Below are 20,205 nucleotides of genomic sequence, written 5' to 3' on the forward strand. Positions count from 1 at the left end.
GCGCGCGGATCAGCGGACCGCGTTCGCCTTGGCGATCGGCTGGATGAACTGCGGCTCGGTGTCCCAGGGAAACAGGATCCAGGTGTCCTGGCTCACCTCGGTGACGTAGGTGTCCACCTGCGGCTGCCCGGCAGGCTTGGCGTAGACGGTGGCGAAATGCGCATCCGGCAGGATCGCGCGCACCACCTTCGCGGTCGCACCGGTGTCAACGAGATCATCGACGATCAGCCAGCCCGCGCCGCTGCCGGCCGCGGTCGGCGGCTTGGTGACCACCGGCTCGCCGCGCTCCATCTCCTCGTAGGTGAGGACGCTGACGGTCTCGATCCGCCGGCAGTCGAGCTCGCGCGCGACGATCGCCGCCGGAATCAGCCCGCCGCGCGTGATCGCGACGATCCCCCGCCATGGCCCGAGCGGCAGCAGCTTCCAGGCGAGGGCCTTGCCGTCGCGGTGCAGCTGGTCCCAGGTCACAGTGTAGAACTTCTGGCCCACCCCCGGCCTCCTTCCCGGTCCGGGCCTCTAGCATGCCGCACCGGAACCGACGAGAGGGGCCGTGACAGCGGCGCGGCCGGCCGGTAGCGTCGCGCCAGGACAACGACACGGGGAGCTTCGGGAATGTCCAACAGCATTCTGCTCGCCGGCGCGCTGGCACTGGCGCTCGCCTCGCCTGCGGCGGCGAGGACCGCGCTGGTCGAGCCGCCCGCGCCGCTCAGCCCGCCGGTTAAACTCACCGTCGGCGTGGTGAAGGTGCCGCACGTGGCTCCCTTCAACGGCGTGGCCGAACGCGTGCGGTCGCTCGGCGTCGAGGTCGAGCTCGTGAACTTCGTCCGCTACGCCGATGTGCGCACGGCACTCGCCTCCGGCTCGATCGAGGTCGGCTCGATCGGCCCGGCCGACGTGCCGATCGCGGTCAGCCAGAACCTGCGCGGGATCGTCGGCCTGATGGGCGTGGGCGTGTCGGCCAAGCACCCGATCGTGCGCAACGGGGTGACGCTGGAGACGTGGGAGGATCTCTACGGCAAGCGCATCGCCATCGCTCCCGGCAGCGCGGTGTGGTTCCAGTTCGCCGCGACGATCACCGAAGCCGGCATCAACTACGGCCGGCTGAACATCGTCAACATCCAGGGCGGCGGCCAGCCCTTCGTGCAGGCGATGCAGCGCGGCGACATCGACCTCTTCATCGGCTGGGAGCCGTTCGAGAGCATGGCGATCCAGCAGGGCCTCGCCTACCGCCAGACGAAGCTCGACTACTCCAGGAGCCGCGCGGTCGGCGCCGAGCTCGGCATGGTCGGCGCCACGCGCGACGCCGTGCAGGGCAAGCGCGAGGCGCTGCGCCGGCTGATCTGGGCCTATCTCCAGGTGCAGAACGAGATCTCGGCGAGCAAGGAGTCTCTCGGTGCCGCGATCGCCGCCTGGACCGGTCTGCCGGCGCAGGTGGCGAAGGCGGTGGCGGACGACATGACGCTCGAGCAGTCGCTGACGGTGGAGCAGGTGCAGGCCCAGGCCCGCGAGTTCCACCGGCTCGGCGTGCTCGCGCGCGACGTGTCGGCGGAGCTGCCGCAGTTCTTCGACCTCTCGATCTACCAGTCCGTCGTGCGGCGTTGACGGCTGCGGTCCGGCGCGCGGGGCTGGGCGGGCTCGGTCTCGGCCTCGCGCTGCCTGTCGTCCTCGTGTCGATCTGGGAGGCGGCGGGGCGCGCCGGCCTCGTGCCGCAGGGAATCCTGCCGGCGCCGAGCCTGGTGGCCGAGGCCTGGTGGGCCTGGGCCTTCGCCGATCCCGGGATGGGGCTGAACCCCTATCTCGGCACCTGGGGCGAGACCGTGCTGTTCAGCGCGCGGCGCGTGTTCGCCGGCTTCGCCTGCGCGATCCTGATCGGCGTGCCGATGGGGATCATGATCGGCTGGAACCGGCTGGTGGCAGGCGCGGTCGATCCGCTGATCCAGTCGCTCCGCCCGATCCCGATCACCGCCTGGCTCCCGTTCGCGATCGCGGTGTTCGGGATCCGCGACGCAGGCGCGGTGTTCCTGATCGCTCTCGGCGCCTTCTTCCCGATCGTGGTCAACAGTACGGCCGGCGCGCGCGACGTGCCGCGCAACCTGATCCGGGCTGCGCGCATGATGGGGGCGAACGAGCGCCAGCTCCTCCTGCGTGTGGTGCTGCCCGCGGCGCTGCCCAACATCTTCACCGGCATGCGGCTGGGCCTCGGGATCGCCTGGACGGCGGTGATCGTCGCCGAGATCGTCGCGGTGAAGTCGGGACTCGGCTATGTGCTGTGGGATGCCTACTACGTCGGGCGGATGGATGTGGTGATCGCCGACATGGCCTCGATCGGCATTGCCGGGTTCCTTTCGGATCGCGTGCTCGTGGCGCTCAGCGGTCGCGTGCTCCACTGGAAGCAGGCGGTGCGCGCGTGACCGAGGCGGTGGCGATCCGCGGCCTGCGCAAGGTGTTCGAGGGCCGCGCCGGGGCGGTCGAGGCGCTGGCCGCCATCGACATGACGCTCGCGGAAGGGGAGTTCGCCTGCATCCTCGGTCCTTCGGGCTGCGGCAAGTCGACGCTTCTCAACGTCATCGCCGGCTTCGAGGCGCCGACCGCAGGAACGGCCGAGGTGTTCGGCATGCCCGTCTCCGCTCCGGGACCGGACCGCGCCGTGGTGTTCCAGGAGGCCTCGCTGTTTCCCTGGCTCTCGGTCCGGGACAACGTCACCTTCGGCCCGCGCATGCTCGGCCGGCCGAAGGACGAGACGGAGGTGCTCGCACGGCGCTTTCTCGATCTCGTCGGGCTCGCCGGGTTCGAGCACCACCTGCCGGACCAGCTCTCGGGCGGGATGAAGCAGCGTGTCGGCATCGCGCGCTGCCTGATCCTCAACCCGCGCGTCTATCTGATGGACGAGCCCTTCGGCGCGCTCGATGCGCAGACGCGAATGCAGATGCAGGAACTGCTGACCCATGTCTGGGATGAGGCACGCGGTACGGTGCTGTTCATCACCCACGACATCGACGAGGCGATCTTCCTCGCCGACACGGTCTATGTGATGACCGCGCGGCCCGGACGGATGCGCAGCCGCATCGTGATCGACCTGCCGCGGCCGCGCTCGATCGAACTCCTGACCGATCCGCGCTTCAACGCGCTGCGCGCCGAGATCCTGCGCCAGATCCGCGAGGAGGCCTCGAAGGCGATGGCCGCCATCGCGGCCGAGGAGCGTGCGCGCCGATGACGGTGCCCGTCCCGGATCCGGCAGCCGCTGCATGCGGACGACGAGCCGGCTCTCGGCCTCGCGCTGCGCGCATCAGCCATCCGCGGGAATCCTTTGACTTTCCCGCCCGGCTTCCGCATGTCTGCGGCGTGCCGGACGATCATCCGGCGGTGCCTCGGCCGCGTGAGCGGCGCTGCGGACCCGATGCGGGTCGCGCCGTCCTGCCGGGGCTCCCTCGACACCTCCTCGGAATTGCCCAGTTCACGCGGGGCGTCCCACCCCCGATCGCGGTGCCGCGGACGCGGCGCCGCCCGTGCGCGCACGCGCCGGAACCACGAAAGACGACTGTTGTGACGACGTTCAACGACCTCGGCCTCGCCGCCCCGATCCTCGAGGCGCTCGCCGAGGAGGGCTACGACGCCCCCACTCCCATCCAGGCCCAGGCGATCCCCCCCCTGCTCCAGGGCCGCGACCTGATCGGCATCGCCCAGACCGGCACCGGCAAGACGGCCGCCTTCGCCCTGCCGATCCTCGACCGCCTGCGCGATCGCCGGCCGCCCCCCAGGCGCGCCTGCCGCGCGCTCGTGCTGAGCCCCACCCGCGAGCTCGCGAGCCAGATCGCCGGGAGCTTCCGCACCTATGGCCGGCATCTCGGCCTCAGGGTCGCCACCGTGTTCGGCGGTGTCGGCCACCAGCCGCAGGTCGCCGCGCTGGCGCGCGGGGTCGACATCCTGGTCGCCACGCCCGGCCGGCTGATCGACCACCTGACGGGCCGTACCGCGTTCCTCGAGGCGGTCGAGATGTTCGTGCTCGACGAGGCCGACCAGATGCTCGACATGGGCTTCATCCAGCCGATCCGGCGCATCGTCTCGGCCCTGCCGGAGAAGCGGCAGACGCTTCTGTTCTCGGCCACCATGCCGCAGGCGATCGCGACGCTTGCGGACGAGATGCTGAAGGATCCCGTGCGCGTCGCGGTGGCACCCGTGGCCAGCACGGCCGAGAAGGTCGAGCAGCGCGTCGTCCACGTCGCCCAGGGGGACAAGCGGATGCTGCTCGCGAAGCTGCTCAAGGGAGAGGCAGGAGGGCGCACCCTCGTGTTCGTGCGCACCAAGCACGGGGCCGACCGCGTGGTGCGCCAGCTCGAGGCCGACGGGATCGCGGCGAACGCGATCCACGGCAACCGCAGCCAGGGCCAGCGCGAGGCGGCGCTGCGCCAGTTCCGCGACGGCGCCGTGCCCGTGCTGGTAGCGACCGACATCGCCGCGCGTGGCATCGACGTGGAGGGTGTCACGCATGTGATCAACATGGATCTGCCGAACGTGCCCGAGCAGTACGTGCACCGCATCGGCCGCACGGCGCGCGCGGGCGCCGGCGGTGTCGCCATCAGCTTCTGCTCGGTGGAGGAACGGCCGCTCCTGCGCGACATCGAGCGGCTGATCCGCCGCACCCTGCCGGCCGAGGGGCCGCCCGCGCCGCCGGCGGCGTCACCGAAGCCGCATCGATCTGCGCCCCGTTCCGCCACGCCCGCAGCGCGGGGAGGCACGCACGGCCCGCAGCGTCCGGCGCGTTACGGCAGTCCGGCCGGCGACGGCCGGCATGCCCTCGCGGGGCTGCCCTTCATGGCGGCTGCGCGCCGCGCCTGATCGGACGATTTGCCGGCACGGCGGTTGCGCCGCCACGTGCCGGCCGTCATAGCTGGGAGCATGGACGCAGCCCATCCCCTGATCGCAACGATCGGCCTCGGCCTCCTCTACGCGCTGATCTGCGGCACGGTCGCGGCGCTGGTGCGGCTGCCGCCGATCGTCGGTTATCTCGCCGCCGGCATCCTGCTCGGCCCGCACACGCCCGGCATCGTCGGCGACCGGGCGACGGCGCTCGAGCTCGCCGAGCTCGGGGTGATCCTGCTGATGTTCGGGGTCGGGCTGCATTTCAGCCCCGCCGAGCTCCTGGCGGTGCGGCGGGTCGCCCTGCCGGGGGCGGTCGTGCAGATGGCGACCGCGACCGCGCTCGGCGCCGGCGTCGCGCATCTCTGGGGGTGGTCGTGGCCGGCGGCGGTGGTGTTCGGCCTGACGCTCTCGGTCGCCTCGACCGTCGTGCTGCTGCGCGCGCTCACCGAGCGCAACCTGGTGAGCACGCCGGAAGGCCACATCGCGGTCGGCTGGCTGGTGGTCGAGGACATCGCCGTCGTCATCGCCCTCGTCATCCTTCCGGGGATCGCCGGCTTCCTCGGCGGGGTGGCGGTACCGACCTTCGCCTTGCAGTTCGAGGTGCTCGGCGGCGCAGGCGGCCAGCTCGGCGCCGCGGTCGCGCTCACGCTCGGGAAGTTCGCCCTCTTCGTCGCGCTGATGGTGCCGATCGGGCGGCGCGTCGTGCCGTGGGTGCTGGTGATGGTCGCGCATCTGAAGTCGCGCGAACTGTTCACCCTTGCCGTGCTGGGGATGGCGCTCGGCATCGCCTTCCTCTCGGCCAAGGTGTTCGGGGTGAGCTTCGCACTCGGCGCCTTCTTCGCCGGCATGGTGATGCATGGCTCCGGCATGGCGACCCGCGCCGCCGAGCAGTCCCTGCCGTTCCGTGACGCCTTCGCGGTGCTGTTCTTCGTCGCGGTCGGGATGCTGTTCGACCCCGGCGTGCTGCTGCGCGAACCCGGGGCCGTGGCGGCGACGCTGCTGATCGTGGTGGTCGGCAAGTCGGTCGCGGCGATCGCGATCATGGCGCTGTTCCGCCAGAGCCGTGCCGCGGTCTGGACGGTGGCCGCCGCCCTCGCCCAGGTGGGCGAGTTCAGCCTCGTGCTGGCCGAGCAGGGGATCGCGCTCGGGCTGCTGCCGGTGGAGGGGCGGGACCTCGCGATCGCGGCGGTCCTGCTGTCGATCGCGCTCAATCCGGTCGCATTCAGCTTCGGCCGCTGGATGGCCGCGCGCGGCGGGCGCAGGGCGGGGGCCGCAGGCGAAGAGGGGCCGGACGGACAGGCCTCCGGCCCCACGAGGTCGGTCGAGCGATCCTGATCCGCCGCGCCGCCGGGCGGGGCGCCCCGCCCGGCGGGCATGGCGGCGCAGCCGGTCAGGCCGCCCGGGCCTGGGTCTCGATCACCTGCGGCTGGCCCTTGGTGATCGGGATCACCCGCGGGCGCAGGTTCTCGGGCACCACGCGACGCAGCGCGATGTGCAGCAGGCCGTTCTCGAGCGTCGCGCCGTCCACCACCATGTGATCGGCGAGCTCGAAGCGGCGCTCGAACGCACGGCGGGCGATGCCGCGATGCAGGAACTGGCGCGGCTCGGCCTCCTTTGCGGCCTTGCCGGTGACGACCAGGGCATTGTCCTTCTGGCTGATCTCCAGGTCCGCCTCGCTGAACCCGGCAACCGCCATGGTCAGGCGGTACTGGTCCTCACCCAGCTTCTCGATGTTGTAGGGCGGATAGCTGGCGTCGGCCGCGTTCAGCGCCGTGTCCATCAGGCGCGACAGGCGGTCGAACCCGATCGTCGAGCGGAACAGGGGCGAGAAGTCGAAGGCGTTCATCATCGGTCCTCCTTCCTAGAAGCAAGGTCCGGTCGGTCGGGCTCAGGGCCCTCATGGTCAGCCGCAGCCTGACCGATCGTGCCGGGACCCCGAAGGCGTCCCGGCAGCCTGTCACTTAGGAGCGTCGTCCCGCCGCTTCAAGGGCGGGGGATTCAAGGGCGGAGGAAGGGGCTACTTCTTCTTGCCGCCCGCGGCCTTGGCGGCGGCCGCGGGCTTGGCGGCGCCCGCAGCGGGCGCCGCGGCGGCCTTGGCGCCCTTGTTGATGCTGGCGGCCGCCTTGATGTTCATCTTCGAGAGGTCGACCGCGAAGCGCTTGTTGAACTTCGACACCTGGCCCGCCGTGTCGAGCACCACGCGCTGCTGGCCGGTCCAGGCCGGATGCGACTTCGGGTCGATGTCGAGGCGGAGCGTCTCGCCCGGCTTGCCGTAGCAGGAGCGCGTGGTGAACGAGGTTCCGTCGGTCATGATGACGGTGATCTCGTGGTAGTCGGGGTGGATGCCCTTCTTCATGGCCAGCGACCTTTCAACGGCAAGGGCGCGGCGATGCCGACCGCCGCGCGGAGCGCGCCGGATAGCTGAACCCGCCGGGAGGCGCAAGCCGGAGGTGGACGGTTGCTCCCGGCAGCGGGCACCCTCGTCGTCCCCGGCCCGGTCCTCAGAGGGTGGTCGGATGGACCTCGCCCCGCTCGATCAGATAGGCGCTGTCGACCATCGGCTTGAGCAGGTCGGGATTGCTCTCGGTGATCAGGATCGCAAGCTCCGGTTCCGCCTCGCGCAGCCGCATCAGCGTCTCGGCATAGCGGCGCGCCAGCGCGGGGGCGAGGCCCTGGAACGGCTCGTCGAGCAGCACGAGCTTGGTGCCGGTCATCAGCGCGCGGCCCAGCGCCACCATCTTGCCCTGCCCGCCGGACAGGCCGCCGGCCTTGCGGTCCTTGAACTCGGCGATCTCGGGCAGCACCGCATAGGTCTTGTCGAGCCGGCGCGCGACCTCGGCCGCAGGCAGGCCGAGCACCTCCGCCGGCAGGCGCAGGTTCTCCTCCACCGTGAAGGATGAGAACAGCCGCCGCTCCTCCGGCGCGTAGCCGATCGCGAGCCCCGTGCGCCGATGCGCCGGCACGGCGCCGAGGTCCTGGCCCTCGAAGGCGATCCGCCCCCCGGCCAGCGGCACCAGCCCCATGATCGCGCGCAGCGTCGTGGTCTTGCCCGCGCCGTTGCGCCCGACCAGCGCGACGCGGCCGGAGTGGTCGATGCGCAGATCCACCCCGCGCAGCACGCGCGTCCCCGCGATCGCGACGTCCACGCCCTCAAGCGTGAGCATGTCCGGTCTCGACGCCGATCACCTCGCGCAGCACGGCGGGGTCGGACAGGACCGCGGCCGGTGGGCCGGAGGCGAGGATCTTCCCCTGGCTCCACACCGCGACGCGGTCGGCGTAGCGCTCGACCACCTCCATGTCGTGCTCGACGAACACGGCGGTGACGCGCTCGGCGCGCAGGGCGGCGACCAGCGTGTCCATGATGCCGAACTTCTCGGCCGAGGCGACGCCGGAAGTCGGCTCGTCCATCAGCAGCAGCCGTGGCCGCAGCGCCATCGCCATGGCGATGTCGGTGAGCTTGCGCGTACCCTCGTTCAGTTCGGTCGCGCGCGCGGTCGCGACCCCGGCGAGGCCGAACTGCTCGAGCAGCCGCATCGCCGCGGCGGCGGTCCCGGCATCCAGCAGCGGCCGGAACGGGCGCCAGAACCGGCCATGCGCAGCGACCTTCAGGGCGACGTTCTCGATCACGGTGTGCTCGGTGAAGAGCTGCGGGATCTGGAAGCTGCGCGCGATCCCGCGCCGGACGATCGAACGCGGCGGCCGGCCGGTGATCTCGGCGCCGTCGAAATGGATGTGGCCGGAGTGCGGGCGCAGATAGCCGGTTGTCATGTTGATGAAGGTGGTCTTGCCGGCGCCGTTCGGGCCGATGATGGCGACGAACTCGCCGGGCGCGATGTCGAGATCGATGCCGTCGGCCGCCTTGACGCCGCCGAAGGCGATCTTCAGCCCCCTGGCGGAGAGCAGGGGCGCGGTCATGCGCGGCGATCCTTGCGCAGCACAAGGTCCTCGTACATGCCCCACAGCCCGCGCGCCGCGAACAGGATGATCACCAGCAGCACGGCGCCGAGGATCATCTGCCACGCGTCGGGGAACGCCGCCGCCGCATAGACGCGCACCAGTTCGTACACCGCGGCGCCGAGGAACGGCCCCAGCACGCTGCCTGCGCCGCCGAGGATGGCGATGAAGACGAGCTCGCCCGAATGCGTCCAGTAGGAGAGCAGCGGTGTCACATGCAGCGTCGTGCAGGCGATGATGCCGCCGCCGAGGCCGGCAAGCGCCGCCGAGGCCACATAGGCGACCAGCAGCACGCGCTTGGCCGAGATGCCGGCGAATTCGAGCCGGGTCTCGCGCGTCTTGATCGCCGGCAGCGCCTGGCCGAGCGGCGAGGCGAGGAAGCGCGAGACGAGCCAGCCGAGGGTGAGGGCCAGGGCGAGTGTGCCGACCAGCACGGCCCACTCGTAGGCGACCGGATCGAGCGTCACACCGCCGATGGTCGGCCGCGGCACGCGGATGCCGTCGGTGCCCTTGGTGTACGCGTAGAGCTTCTCGAGCAGCGAGTAGAACACCATCGAGAAGGCGAGGTTCAGCATGCCGAAGAAGATGTCGCGATAGCGCGCGACGAACAGCCCGACCGCGAAGCCGACGATCGTCCCCGCCGTCGCGGCGAGCGGCAGCAGCAGCAGGACCTCGCCGATCGCGGGGCGCAGGAACGCCACCGTATAGGCGCCGACGGCGATGTAGAGCGCATGGCCGAAGCTCACCTGGCCGGCGCGCAGCAGCAGGAGGATGCCGAGGACCGCGAGTCCCTTCGCAAGCGCGACGGTGAACACGAACTTCAGCCACGGCGCCGCGATCGCGAGCGCGACCACGGTTGTGGCGGCCGCGAGGGTGGGCAGGGTGAGGCGCCGGTCCATCAGACGCGCCTCAGCTCGGGCCTGCCGAACAGCCCATGCGGCCGGATCAGCAGCACCGCGACCATGATGATGTAGGGGATCACCACCTCGAATTCCGGCGCGAAGTAGACCGCGACCGAACGGCCGAGGCCGATCAGCAGCGCGGTCAGCATCGCCCCCTCGATCTGGCCGAGGCCGGCGGTGGCGACGACGGCGAAGGACAGCACGATCATGTTGACGCCCACTCCGGGCACCAGGCTGGTGGTCGGGGAGGCGAGCGCGCCGCCGAGAGCGGCAAGCACGGTCCCGACGGTGAAGGTGAGCAGGTAGACCCGGTTCGCGTCGATGCCCATCGCCGTGGCGGCCTCGCGATCCTCGGTCACGGCGACGATCACGCGTCCGGTCAGGGTGCGGCGCAGGAACCACATCAGGCCGAACAGGGTGGCAAGAGCGACGCCCGGCAGCAGGTAGAGCTGGTAGGCGGTATAGATGATGTCGCCGACCTCGACCTGGCCGAGCGCGCGCACCGGCCCGTCCTGGAAGATCGGCTGCACGCCCCAGACGAGCTTCTGCACATCCTCGAGGATCATGAAGAGGGCGAAGGTGACGAGGAGTTGGAGCACATGCTCCTTGGTGTAGATGCGCGCGAGGACCAGCCGTTCGATCGCCGGGCCGAGCACGCCGCCGACCATCACCGCGGCGAGCAGCAGCACGGGCAGCGCGAGGACCGGGGCGGCCGCCGTGGCGGCGGCCCAGGTACCGAGCGTGGCGGCGACGTAGCCGCCGATCGCGAAGAAGCTGCCGTGCGCGACGTTGAGGATCCGCAGCACGCCGAAGATCAGCGTCAGGCCCACGGCGACCATGAAGACCTGCGCCGCATAGGCGAGGCCGTCGAGGATGGCGAGAAAGAGGAGAAGGGTCATCGAAGGAACGGGGCAGGGGACGACGGCTGGCCCCCCGCACCCCTCCGGAGGGCGCCGCTCCGCTGGTCGCGGCCCGCGCGCCGACCCACGGAAGGCGCGCCCTCCAGGGGGGCCGGGGGGCCTTGCGGCCCCCCGGCTCTCCTCATGCCCTGTACGGGATTTCCGCCGGTGCGCGCTGCACCGACGCTGGCGTGAGCAGCCGCACCCAGTCGAGCCCCTTGGTGCCGATCGGATTCATCGTCAGCTCGGGCGGGAACAGCACCATCCGGTCGATCACCGGGAAGGGGTACTCGTTCACATGCTTGGTCATGCCGATCAGCATCGGCTCCAGCCCCTGGCCGTCCTCGCGAATCTTCATCGTCCCGGTCAGGTGGGCGAACTCGAGCCCGCGCATCGTGTCCATCAGCTGCTCGCGCGACGGCCACGATCCGCCATTCGCCGAGATCGCCTTCTCGTATCCTGCCTTCAGCCCGTAGAGTGCCTGCGCCATGTGGAAGGTCGGGTAGATCGGGTAGAGGTTGAAGCGCTGCCGATAGGCGGCGGTGAAGTCCTTGAGGATCCGGGTGTCCTTCGCGGTCGGATGCAGGAACCAGTGATCGCCGCGCCCGCCGACGATCACCCCCTCAGGCAACGTCTTGCCGACACGCTCGAGGCTGCTCTCGACGAGCGGCAGCACGAAGGTCGAGCGTTCGAACAGGCGCCGCTCGGCCGCCTGGCGGATGAAGGTGTCGAGCTCTCCGCCCCAGCTCGTCGAGAAGATCACATCCGGCCGCAGCGCCAAAAGCCGCGTGATCTCGGTCGAGAAGTCGGTGGCGCCGAAGCGGGGGAACAGCTCGGCCACCACGCGCACACCGGGCTTCACCGCGTCCATCGCCGCCTTCCAGATCGCCCAGGAGTCGCGGCCCCAGGCATAGTCCTGGTTCAGCACGGCGAGTGTCCGGAAATCCGGACGGATCTTCATCAGGTAGAGCAGCGGTGCGACGATCTCCGGCACGGCGTTCGCCTGGGTGCGCACGCAGTAGCGGTAGGATGCCTCCTCGAAGATGCGCTGCGTACCGCAATCCCAGAGGATCGTCGGCATGCGGAGCTGTTCCGCCAGCGGTGCGACCGCGAGGCACGACCCGGAGGAGATCGAGGCGAGCATCACGTCCACGCCCTCGTTCTGCACCAGGCGACGGCACTCGCCGAGCAGGAAGTCCACGCCCGGCGCCTCGTCGATCACGATGCTGCGGATCGGCACGCCGCCGATGCCGCCCGCGCGGTTGAACTGCTCGATCAGCAGATCGGCGGCATTGCGGCCGGGCACGCCGAACACGGAGGCCGGGCCGGAAAGGAAGGTGGAGATGCCGAGCCTGATCTCCGACGGCTTCTGCTGGCCGATCGCCTGGCGCGGCAGCAGGGCCGGCAGGGCCAGGGTGGACGCGACCGCGGCCTGCAGGGTCGTGCGGCGTGTGAGCTTCGCCATCAGGACGTCTCCCTCCGTGACATGGCGCCGGTGGCACCGTCGCGATGACGGTATCGCAGGCGCCGCAGCCGCGCCAAGGGGGCGTTCGTCGGGCTGACAAACCGCGTGCCCGACACGCGAATCTCTGTGATTCTGTGGTCGGACAACGGAGGCGCATCGCCATGGCGACGATCAGGCGGCTCGGCGTGCTGACCACCGGCGGCGACTGCGCCGGGCTGAATGCCGCGATTCGCGCGGTCACGATCCGGGCCGCGCGCACCTATGGGATCGAGGTGCTCGGGCTGATCCAGGGCACGCACGGGCTGATGGAGGACCCGCCGCGCTTCGTCACGCTGGACGGCAGCGTCAACGACCCGTCGCTCTTGCGCCAGGGCGGAACGATCCTGGGCAGCGTCAACCGGGGCGACCCGTTCGCCTTTCCGCTGCCGGACGGACGGCGCGAGGACCGCTCGGGGCTGATCTTCCGCGGGGTCGAGACGCTCGGGCTCGATGCGCTGATCGGCATCGGCGGCGACGGTTCGATGCGCATCATGCACCGGCTGATGAAGACCGGGCGCTTCCCCTTCGTCGGCATCCCGAAGACGATCGACAACGATCTCGCCGCGACCGAATACGCGATCGGCCATCACACGGCCGTCGAGGTTGCGACCGAGGCGCTCGACCGGCTGCAGCCGACGGCGGCGAGCCACAACCGGATCATGGTGCTGGAGGTGATGGGGCGTGATGCCGGCCACATCGCCCTCTCCGCGGGAGTCGCGGGCGGCGCCGACGTGATCCTGATTCCCGAGATCCCATGGCGGGTCAGCGTGGTTGCGGATGCGATCGCACGGCTGCGCGCGCGCGGCCGCAACTTCGCCCTCGTCGTCGTCGCCGAGGCGGTGCCGTCGCCGGAGGGCGAGACGGTGACGGCCGGGCCGTCGGCGCCGGGGGCGATGCCGCGTCTCGGCGGCGTGGGCGCGCATATCGCGCGTGTGCTCGAACAGGCGACCGGGGCGGAGGCGCGCGTGACCGTGCTCGGCCATGTGCAGCGTGGCGGCAGTCCGGGCGCGCTCGACCGGCTCGTCGCCTCGTCGATGGGCGTGCACGCGGTCGATCTTGCGGTGCAGGGCAAGTTCGGGCGGCTGGTCGTCTGGCGCGAAGGTCGCGTGGCGGATGCGGCGGTCGAGGAAGCTGCCGTGGCGTCGCGCTCCGTCGATCCGCAGGGCGATCTGGTGCGCGCGGCGCGCGGGCTCGGAATCTGTTTCGGGGACGAGTAGCGGAAGGCGAAGGGGACCACGGCGTCAGGTCCCATCGCGGCGTGCCGCGATGGGCGCGCGTTCTCCCCCTGGGCTCACAGGCCGGCCTGCGGCAGCCGGCAGATCGCACGCGCCAGGGCCTGCGCGCGCGGCACCATCGAATCGATCTCGAGATACTCCTCCGGGGAGTGGGCCTTGCCGCCCACCGGGCCGACGCCGCAGATCGTCGGCGCGCCGACGGCGGCGGTGAAGCCCGAGTCCGCGCAGCCGCCCGAGAACTCGCCGGCGACCTTCAGCCCGGCATCCGCCGCGGCGCCGACATAGGTCTCGAACAGCGCGTTCGAGGCCGCGGTCGGGTTCACCGGCAGGAACTCGCCCTTGATGGCCAGCGTCGCGCGCGTGCCGGGCACGTTTGCCGTTCGCACGATCGCCTCGATCTTCGCGACGATGTCGTCGCGCTGCGCGGGCTCGACATAGCGGAGGTCGATCTCGCCCTCGGCGAACGGCGCCACCGTGTTGACGGACTGTCCCCCGCGCACCAGGCCCACGTTCAGCGTGACCCCGGCCTTCAGGTCGGTCAGCGCATGGATCGCGATGATCTTGCGCGCGAGCTCCTCGATCGCGCTGATGCCGGCCTCGAAATTGCCGCCGGAATGCGCGGCCTTGCCCTCGATCGCCATCACCATGAACACGCCGCCCTTGCGCGCGGTGACGACGTTGCCGGACGGCCTTCCGGGCTCGGCATTGAACACGGCGCGCGCCATCCGCCCCTCGGCCTCGATCACGGCGCGGCCCTCGGGCGAGCCGATCTCCTCGTCGCCGGTGAAGAGGCCGACCATCGGCCCGGGTGCGGCCCCGAACTTCCTGAACGCCGCGAGCACGAAGGCGTTCATCACCAGCCCGGCCTTCATGTCGGCCACGCCCGGCCCATAGGCGCGTCCGTTCTCAATCCGGAACGGACGGCGTTCCGCCTCGCCCTTGGGGAAGACCGTGTCGCGATGGCCCATCAGCACGATGTTCCTGCCGGCGTTGCCGCCGGCCTGATCGGGCGCGGCCAGCACCGCGCGCAGCACGTCGCCCTTGGTGGCGCCCGGGATGGTCTCGACCGCGATGCCGTGGGCGTCGAAGAACGCCTTGATCTGCGCGCCGACGGCATCGACCCCTTCCTTGTCGTAGCTGCCGCTGTCGATGTTCACGAGGCGTTCGAGCAGGTCGAGCATCGCCTGCTTCTGCGTGGCGAGCCAGTCGGAGATCGCGGTTTCGGGCGAGGCGAGGTTCATGCGGGGCTGCTCCGGGTCGGTTCGGGCGGAGCCTCGGGCGGCGGGGCGGGTTCGTCAACCTGGGGCGGGTGGAAGGAGTAGCGGCGGGCTTCGGGGAGGTGTCGCGCGACGTCGGCGAAGCGAAGTGCGTTCCCCTCACCCCGCCAGAACGCATCTGCGCGTAGCAGGACGGCCCGGAGCGGATCCCAGCCGTCCTCGCCAATGGCTACGAGCAGCGGCGACGCGGCGACAACGGTCCCGGCCGGATGCGTGCTAAGCGCCTCGCGCCAGAGACGGAGCTGCGGACCCGACAGGCCGGTCTCGCAGGCGAGGGCCAGGGCGAAGGCCACAAACGCCGGGGTGTCACCGTCCCCGCCGAGGAACCGCCGCAGGGCATCGCCGGAGCGCGAGGCGCGCGCGAGCCGATAGAGGTTGACGAAGCGCTTCGCATCGCGCGGCGTGTCGGCGGCAAGTGGCATCAGCGCCGCGAGCACCTCGGCCTCGTCCGCGGTCAGCGTCACGCGCTCGGCCGCCGCCGCGCGCGTCTCGGGCGGTGCCTCGTCACCGGGTTGCGGCACCTCATCGGGATCGACAGGCACTTGCTTGACTAATTCTTTGCCCGTATTGAACCACCCCTTTGCAAACCAGCCAGAACGAAAATGTCCAGGAACGTGTTCGCGTGCCTCAATAAGCCGATCTACCGCCTCCGGCAGCAACGCGCGCGCAAGTCCTGCGAAGGCCGGATCGCCCGGCCCAAGCCGTGGCAGCCAGAACGGCACCTGGAAGATCTTCTCGAGATAGTCGCTCGGCCCGGCGCCGTTCTCGAACAGCCTGCCGTAATGCGTCCGCAAGGCGCCCCGCAGCCAGCGCTCGTCCACCGCGACCACCACGACGAACAGGCGGAACTGCAACAGCAGCGCCACCGCCTCCAGCACCTTCACCACCTGTTCCTCGCGCAGCCGGTCGAGGTCGTCGATGTAGAGGATGATGCGCTCGATCGTCGGCAGGTCGGACCGCGGGGGCTGCCTCGGATCGGCCTGCGCGGCCATCAATCGGTCGAGCTGCTCGAAGCTCCGCCGCAGCCGGCCGATCAGCCCGATCTCCTTCTCGTACGCCTTCAGCTCGTCGCTCTCGCTGAGGAAGAAGCGCAGCATCGCGCCCGGTGTCGCGGCGGCGCGGTCCAGGCTCTCGATCTGCGCCACCGCCGCGCGGGTCTCGGCCTCGCGCGCCGCAAGCCGTGCCGAGGCCGCCTCGCGCTCGGCGGCGAGGCGTTCCCGTTCCGCCCGCAGATCGGCTTCCGCCTTCGCCTCCGCTTCGGCGGCGTCGAGGATCGGCGCGAGCGCGGCCACCGCCCGCGCCACATGCGCGGCGAGCGGCGCGGCGAAGGCCACCAGCCCCGCGAGCGTCGCGACGACCGACGGCAACAGCCATGACGTGACGGCCACGGCGCCGGCCGCCGCGACGACCGACAGCACCGCCATCCGCCCCGCACGCGGGCGCATCAGCGCCACCAGCCGACGTCCCACCGCCAAGGTCCCGGACCCGGCGGCGCGCAGCTTCGCCGCCTCGGACGCGAGCGCGGTTGCCGTGGCCGCCTCGGTCGGGCCGATCACGCCGAGCGCGCGCAGCGTCTGCGTCACCTGTTCGCTGTGGGTGGCGAACACCTCCACCGCCCCACCAGTCACACCCCGCTGCGTCTGTTCCGCCAATCGCTTGTCGAGTTCGCCAATTCGCCGATCCAGCGCCTTGATCGCGTGCTCAGCCTCCTCGGCGGCGCGCTTCGCCCCCGCGAGTGCCTTCCTAGCCAGCTCCGCCCGCCCGGTGATCTCGGCCAGCAGCGCATTCCCCCGATCGGTCGTCGTGCCCTCGATCCGCGCCACCTCGTCGCGCAGGCCGCCGAAGATCTCGACCGCGAGCGAGGCCCAGAGATTGGCATCCGAGAACGACCAGGCGTTGAACCGGATCTGCGCGACGTTCGTCACGAAGGGCGTGTTCGCCTCAGCTTGCCAGTCGCGCCCGATCCGCTCCACCTCCTGGTGCATCATCGCCATGAAGGTGGACTTGCCGCTGCCCCAGTCGCCGAACAGGCCGATCGCCAGCGGCGGCGCGTTGTCCTTCAGGCAGGCGAGCTCGGCCAAGCGCCGCGCGTCGCCGCGCCGGTTCAGGGCATCGTCCGTCTGTGGTGCGTCGGGGGTGAAGGCGGCCGCGGCCAGCACGGTCTCACCCAGGATCCTGCGCCACGCGCCGAGATCCTCCGAGGCTTCCGGATTCACCTCCATCGCCGCCAGCACCGGTGCGCACAGCACCTGCGGATCGATGCCCCAGTCGCGCTGCCAGATGCGGCGCAGCGCGGCGCTGAGCAGCGGCGCCTCGGGCGGGGCGATCAGCGCGACCAGCAGATGCCGCGCACCGATCCGCTCGCGCGCGACCGTGCGCTCGGCCAGCCGGCGCGCCGCGGTCAGCGCATCCGACGCGCGCGGAGAGAGCGGCAGGCCGGTGGGCACGCCTTCCTCCAGCGCAGGGCCTCGGTTGCGCGCGATCGCCTCCGGCCCTGCCAGGCGCTCCAGCGCCTCGACCAGCGCGGCAGCGATCAGCGGCGAGCCGCGCTCCATCTCGCCGACGGTGACCAGCCCGCCGATCAGCGCACGCAGCCCGACGACCGGGGCCGCCCCTCGCGCGGAGGCCTCGTTCGCCGCCATCGCGCCGGCCGCCTCGAGGGCGCGCCGAGTCGTCGCCGAGAGCTCCGCGGCCAGCGCATCGTCCAGCCTCGCGGGCGGCCAGGGTGCGGTCGGTGCCTCGGCCATCGTGGAACGTTGCAGGTCCGGCAGGCGCGGCGGAGGCGCCTAGGCGGCCCGCTCGACCGCACCCAGCACCCGCCGGTATGCCCGCTTGGCGAAGCTGGTGTGGTTGACGCAGAGCCGGACGAGCGCCTCGCGGTCGCCCCGGCGCAGCGCGTCCAGCATCGCGCGGTGCTCGTCGCGCGCCTGGATCGCGAGCGCCGGGTCCGCCATGGCGTGGCAGCGGAAGGCGAGCGACAGCCGCGCGTGGTCGCGGATGGTCGCCGCGAGGTGGCGGTTGCCGCAGGCGGCGAACAGGGTCTCGTGGAAGCGGTCGTTCTCGGCATGGATCGCGGAGAGGTCGCCGCGCGCCACGGCGGCGGCGTGCGCGGCCTCGATCGCGGTCAGCGCCTCCATCAGCGCGGGCGAAGCGGGCAGGGGGATCCGACGCGCGGCCTCGGCGTGCAGCAGCTCGCGGACCTCGGTGATCTCCTCGACCTCCTCGGGCGTGAAAGAGCGGACCTGCGCGCCGCGGTTGCGGTGGTGCACCACCAATCCCTCCCGGGCGAGCGCCTGGAGAGCCGCGCGGACCGCGTGCCGTGTCGCGCCGAAGCGGACGACCAGGTCGTCCTCCACCAGCCGTTCGCGCGGCAGCAGCCGGCCGAACAGGATGTCCTCGGTGATCCGCCCTGCGAGGCCCGAGGCGGGCTCTTCCGGGCGTCGTGCCCTCGTCATGCGGCCAGCCTAGCGCAGCACCACGCCGCCCCCCAAGGCGCAGAATCCAGTCTTTCTCAAGACCTCCGCAAAGTCCCCTCCAAGTCTCGTCGCCCGCCCGGGCCTAGAGTCCGCGCCACGTTCCGGCGCCGCGTCGGCCTTCCCGCCGAGACGGCCGGCGGGGCGGACCCACGACCGCAACGTGCTGCGGCGCATGATGGATGCGCCGGGCGAGCAGGAGAACAACAACCATGAACGCAACGACCCAGGCCGTCGAGGCGCCGGCGAAGAAGACTGCCGTGCCGATGAACGGCGTCGATACGCCCGCGCTGTTCGCCACCATCGGCGTGGTCGCCGACCAGCCGGCGCTGGCGAAGTTCCAGTTCCGTGCCAACGGCACGTGGCTGAACGGCACGCATATGCAGACCACGATGTCCGGCTTCTTCGGCGCCGGCGGCGAGCATGTCCACAAGCAGCCCTACGTCGCGGACGCGGACCATCCGGCGGTTCTGGTGGGGGCGGACAACGGCCCGACGCCGGTCGAGTGGCTGCTGCACGCGATCGCCGCCTGCCTGACCGCCGGCATCGCCAACATCGCCGCGGCGCGCGGGGTGAAGCTGACCTCGGTCGAGTCCTCGGTCGAGGGCGACATCGATCTGCGCGGCATCCTCGGTCTCTCCGACGAGGTGCGCAACGGCTTCAGCGGCATCCGCGTGACCTTCAGGATCGCGGGCGATGCGTCGGCCGAGACGCTGAAGAAGATCGTCGAGCAGTCCAGGGCCCGCTCGGCCGTGTTCGACGTGCTGACCAACGGCACCCCGGTCGCGATCTCGGTCGAGGCCTGATCCCGAGGAGCCGGCGGCGTACCCGCCGGCTCCACTCCCGCAGGAGGAACCGATGCGCCAGACCGACGTCATCGTCATCGGCGCCGGCCAGGCCGGGCTTGCGATGAGCCACCAGCTGACGGCCCGCGGCATCGATCATGTCGTGTTCGAGCGCGGCCGCGTCGGCGAACGCTGGCGCAGCACCACCTGGGACTCGTTGCGGCTGCTCACGCCGACGCGGCTCAACGCCCTTCCGGGCGCGCCCGATCCCGGCAGCGACCCCGACGGCTTCATGAGCGTGCCCGAGCTGATCGGGCATCTCGAGCGCTACGCGCGCGCGATCGGTGCGCCGGTCAAGACGGGCGTCCGGGTGCGGAGCGTGCAGCGTCTCGGCGATCGCTACCGCATCGTCACGACGATCGGCGAATGGATGGCGCGCGCCGTGGTGATCGCCACCGGCCACTGCGACGAGGCGTCCGTGCCGGCGACGGCGCAACGCCTGTCACCCGACATCCGCCAGCTCACGCCGGCCGCCTATCGCAACCCGGACCAGCTTCCCGCGGGTGGCGTCCTCGTGGTCGGCGCCTCGGCGACCGGCGCGCAGCTCGCCGAGGAGATCCATCGCTCCGGGCGGCCCGTCACGCTCTCGGTCGGGCGGCACACGCGTCTGCCGCGGCGCTATCGCGGAGCGGACATCCTGGTGTGGATGGAGCGCGCCGGGGTGCTCGCCGAGCCGGCGGTGCCGTCGCCCGGCCTGGCGCGCGCCCGCAACCAGCCTTCGTTGCAACTCATCGGCTCGCCCGAGGGGCGGACGCTGGATCTCGGCGTGCTGCGCGTGGCCGGCGTGCGCATCGTCGGCCGGCTGCGCGACATGGCCGGCAGGGAGGCGCGCTTCTGCGATGACCTGGCCGGGACCGCATCCGCGGCGCAGGCCACGCTCGAGCGGATGCTGGCGCGGATCGATCCGGTCGCGGACGCCTGTGCCGCGCCGCCGGAGCCCTGGCCGGCGCCGCTCGCAGTCTTCCCACCGTCGCCGGCGTCGCTCGATCTTGCCGCGGAGGGCATCCGCACGGTGCTCTGGGCGACAGGGTTCCGGCGCAGCTATCCCTGGCTGAGGGTGCCTGTGCTCGATGCGGCGGGCGAGATCATCCACGACGGCGGGGTGACACCGGCGCCCGGCCTGTACGTGCTCGGGCTGCGCTTCCTGCGCCGGCGCAACTCCAACTTCCTTGGCGGAGTCGGCGCCGATGCCGCCGATCTCGCTGGGCTCATCCGCATCCATCTCGCGGCATCCGGCCCCATCGCGGCCTGAGGAG

General features: G+C 71.4%; 18 protein-coding genes and 1 pseudogene. 8 read left to right on the top strand and 11 right to left on the bottom strand.

Annotation, left to right across the window (positions count from 1 at the left end; translation table 11 throughout):
* Nucleotides 1–9: 9 nt before the first annotated feature.
* Complete coding sequence (gene gpt, locus FK498_RS04180) at nucleotides 10–489, bottom strand: xanthine phosphoribosyltransferase (RefSeq protein ID WP_141851845.1); 480 nt, start codon at nucleotides 487–489, stop codon at nucleotides 10–12.
* 123 nt (nucleotides 490–612) lie between these two features.
* Between gpt and FK498_RS04185 the strand changes: the two genes are divergently transcribed.
* From FK498_RS04185 to FK498_RS04205, 5 genes are all read left to right on the top strand, one after another.
* On the top strand, nucleotides 613–1,602 hold the full coding sequence (locus FK498_RS04185; protein ID WP_141851847.1) for an ABC transporter substrate-binding protein: 990 nt from the start codon (nucleotides 613–615) through the stop codon (nucleotides 1,600–1,602).
* Nucleotides 1,599–2,411 (top strand): ABC transporter permease, encoded by an 813-nt coding sequence (locus FK498_RS04190; protein ID WP_141851849.1) that lies wholly within the window; start codon nucleotides 1,599–1,601, stop codon nucleotides 2,409–2,411. The genes FK498_RS04185 and FK498_RS04190 overlap by 4 nt, the downstream gene beginning before the upstream one ends.
* Nucleotides 2,408–3,214, top strand: a complete 807-nt coding sequence (locus tag FK498_RS04195) for an ABC transporter ATP-binding protein (RefSeq protein ID WP_141851851.1) — start codon at nucleotides 2,408–2,410, stop codon at nucleotides 3,212–3,214. Before FK498_RS04190 ends, FK498_RS04195 begins: the two co-directional genes overlap by 4 nt.
* Nucleotides 3,215–3,543: 329 nt before the next feature.
* Complete coding sequence (locus FK498_RS04200; RefSeq protein ID WP_141851853.1) at nucleotides 3,544–4,836, top strand: DEAD/DEAH box helicase; 1,293 nt, start codon at nucleotides 3,544–3,546, stop codon at nucleotides 4,834–4,836.
* Nucleotides 4,837–4,896: 60 nt separating this feature from the next.
* The gene (locus FK498_RS04205; protein WP_141851855.1) at nucleotides 4,897–6,195 is read left to right on the top strand and encodes a cation:proton antiporter; all 1,299 of its coding nucleotides are present in this window, start codon (nucleotides 4,897–4,899) and stop codon (nucleotides 6,193–6,195) included.
* A 55-nt stretch (nucleotides 6,196–6,250) separates the two neighbouring features.
* Here FK498_RS04205 and FK498_RS04210 read toward each other — a convergent pair whose 3' ends face one another.
* From FK498_RS04210 to FK498_RS04240, 7 genes and pseudogenes are all read right to left on the bottom strand, one after another.
* Entirely contained in the window at nucleotides 6,251–6,706 is a 456-nt protein-coding gene (locus FK498_RS04210) for an Hsp20 family protein (protein ID WP_141851857.1), read from the bottom strand.
* A gap of 303 nt (nucleotides 6,707–7,009) precedes the next feature.
* A pseudogene (gene rpmE / locus FK498_RS19855) lies at nucleotides 7,010–7,216 on the bottom strand (50S ribosomal protein L31); the annotation flags it as partial.
* Nucleotides 7,217–7,361: 145 nt separating this feature from the next.
* Nucleotides 7,362–8,024 carry an ABC transporter ATP-binding protein gene (locus tag FK498_RS04220; protein WP_141851861.1) on the bottom strand — a complete coding sequence of 221 codons (663 nt, stop codon included), beginning with the start codon at nucleotides 8,022–8,024 and terminating at the stop codon, nucleotides 7,362–7,364.
* Nucleotides 8,011–8,775 (bottom strand): ABC transporter ATP-binding protein, encoded by a 765-nt coding sequence (locus FK498_RS04225; protein WP_141851863.1) that lies wholly within the window; start codon nucleotides 8,773–8,775, stop codon nucleotides 8,011–8,013. Before FK498_RS04225 ends, FK498_RS04220 begins: the two co-directional genes overlap by 14 nt.
* Nucleotides 8,772–9,713 (bottom strand): branched-chain amino acid ABC transporter permease, encoded by a 942-nt coding sequence (locus FK498_RS04230; protein WP_141851865.1) that lies wholly within the window; start codon nucleotides 9,711–9,713, stop codon nucleotides 8,772–8,774. Before FK498_RS04230 ends, FK498_RS04225 begins: the two co-directional genes overlap by 4 nt.
* On the bottom strand, nucleotides 9,713–10,615 hold the full coding sequence (locus FK498_RS04235; protein WP_141851867.1) for a branched-chain amino acid ABC transporter permease: 903 nt from the start codon (nucleotides 10,613–10,615) through the stop codon (nucleotides 9,713–9,715). The genes FK498_RS04230 and FK498_RS04235 overlap by 1 nt, the downstream gene beginning before the upstream one ends.
* Nucleotides 10,616–10,757: 142 nt before the next feature.
* The gene (locus FK498_RS04240) at nucleotides 10,758–12,080 is read right to left on the bottom strand and encodes an ABC transporter substrate-binding protein (protein WP_141851869.1); all 1,323 of its coding nucleotides are present in this window, start codon (nucleotides 12,078–12,080) and stop codon (nucleotides 10,758–10,760) included.
* 161 nt (nucleotides 12,081–12,241) lie between these two features.
* Here FK498_RS04240 and FK498_RS04245 point away from each other — a divergent pair, with 161 nt between their 5' ends.
* Nucleotides 12,242–13,336: an ATP-dependent 6-phosphofructokinase gene (locus FK498_RS04245; RefSeq protein WP_141851871.1), complete on the top strand. Its 1,095-nt coding sequence runs from the start codon at nucleotides 12,242–12,244 to the stop codon at nucleotides 13,334–13,336.
* 74 nt (nucleotides 13,337–13,410) lie between these two features.
* Here the strand turns inward: FK498_RS04245 and FK498_RS04250 are convergent, their stop codons facing one another.
* The 3 genes from FK498_RS04250 to FK498_RS04260 are packed head-to-tail and all read right to left on the bottom strand — an operon-like array spanning nucleotide 13,411 to nucleotide 18,086.
* A complete protein-coding gene (locus FK498_RS04250) occupies nucleotides 13,411–14,595 on the bottom strand; it encodes a M20 family metallopeptidase (RefSeq protein WP_141851873.1) in 1,185 nt (394 codons plus the stop codon).
* The gene (locus FK498_RS04255) at nucleotides 14,592–17,378 is read right to left on the bottom strand and encodes a P-loop NTPase fold protein (protein ID WP_141851875.1); all 2,787 of its coding nucleotides are present in this window, start codon (nucleotides 17,376–17,378) and stop codon (nucleotides 14,592–14,594) included. Before FK498_RS04255 ends, FK498_RS04250 begins: the two co-directional genes overlap by 4 nt.
* Before the next feature lie 39 nt (nucleotides 17,379–17,417).
* Nucleotides 17,418–18,086 (bottom strand): GntR family transcriptional regulator, encoded by a 669-nt coding sequence (locus tag FK498_RS04260; protein WP_141851877.1) that lies wholly within the window; start codon nucleotides 18,084–18,086, stop codon nucleotides 17,418–17,420.
* A gap of 230 nt (nucleotides 18,087–18,316) precedes the next feature.
* Between FK498_RS04260 and FK498_RS04265 the strand changes: the two genes are divergently transcribed.
* Together FK498_RS04265 and FK498_RS04270 are read left to right on the top strand one after the other, a co-directional pair.
* Nucleotides 18,317–18,910: an OsmC family protein gene (locus FK498_RS04265; RefSeq protein WP_141851879.1), complete on the top strand. Its 594-nt coding sequence runs from the start codon at nucleotides 18,317–18,319 to the stop codon at nucleotides 18,908–18,910.
* Nucleotides 18,911–18,962: 52 nt separating this feature from the next.
* Nucleotides 18,963–20,201 (top strand): NAD(P)/FAD-dependent oxidoreductase, encoded by a 1,239-nt coding sequence (locus FK498_RS04270; protein WP_141851881.1) that lies wholly within the window; start codon nucleotides 18,963–18,965, stop codon nucleotides 20,199–20,201.
* Nucleotides 20,202–20,205: the final 4 nt, after the last annotated feature.

Source organism: Elioraea sp. Yellowstone (assembly GCF_006704265.1).
GTDB lineage: Bacteria > Pseudomonadota > Alphaproteobacteria > Acetobacterales > Acetobacteraceae > Elioraea.

Coding starts and splice junctions, on each gene's coding strand:
- FK498_RS04255 (WP_141851875.1), bottom strand. CDS start 17,378: ATGGCCGAGGCACCGACCGCACCCTGGCCGCCCGCGAGGCTGGACGAT.
- FK498_RS04265 (WP_141851879.1), top strand. CDS start 18,317: ATGAACGCAACGACCCAGGCCGTCGAGGCGCCGGCGAAGAAGACTGCC.
- FK498_RS04270 (WP_141851881.1), top strand. CDS start 18,963: ATGCGCCAGACCGACGTCATCGTCATCGGCGCCGGCCAGGCCGGGCTT.
- FK498_RS04235 (WP_141851867.1), bottom strand. CDS start 10,615: ATGACCCTTCTCCTCTTTCTCGCCATCCTCGACGGCCTCGCCTATGCG.
- FK498_RS04205 (WP_141851855.1), top strand. CDS start 4,897: ATGGACGCAGCCCATCCCCTGATCGCAACGATCGGCCTCGGCCTCCTC.
- FK498_RS04260 (WP_141851877.1), bottom strand. CDS start 18,086: ATGACGAGGGCACGACGCCCGGAAGAGCCCGCCTCGGGCCTCGCAGGG.
- FK498_RS04250 (WP_141851873.1), bottom strand. CDS start 14,595: ATGAACCTCGCCTCGCCCGAAACCGCGATCTCCGACTGGCTCGCCACG.
- FK498_RS04225 (WP_141851863.1), bottom strand. CDS start 8,775: ATGACCGCGCCCCTGCTCTCCGCCAGGGGGCTGAAGATCGCCTTCGGC.
- FK498_RS04185 (WP_141851847.1), top strand. CDS start 613: ATGTCCAACAGCATTCTGCTCGCCGGCGCGCTGGCACTGGCGCTCGCC.
- FK498_RS04210 (WP_141851857.1), bottom strand. CDS start 6,706: ATGAACGCCTTCGACTTCTCGCCCCTGTTCCGCTCGACGATCGGGTTC.
- FK498_RS04220 (WP_141851861.1), bottom strand. CDS start 8,024: ATGCTCACGCTTGAGGGCGTGGACGTCGCGATCGCGGGGACGCGCGTG.
- FK498_RS04245 (WP_141851871.1), top strand. CDS start 12,242: ATGGCGACGATCAGGCGGCTCGGCGTGCTGACCACCGGCGGCGACTGC.
- FK498_RS04230 (WP_141851865.1), bottom strand. CDS start 9,713: ATGGACCGGCGCCTCACCCTGCCCACCCTCGCGGCCGCCACAACCGTG.
- FK498_RS04240 (WP_141851869.1), bottom strand. CDS start 12,080: ATGGCGAAGCTCACACGCCGCACGACCCTGCAGGCCGCGGTCGCGTCC.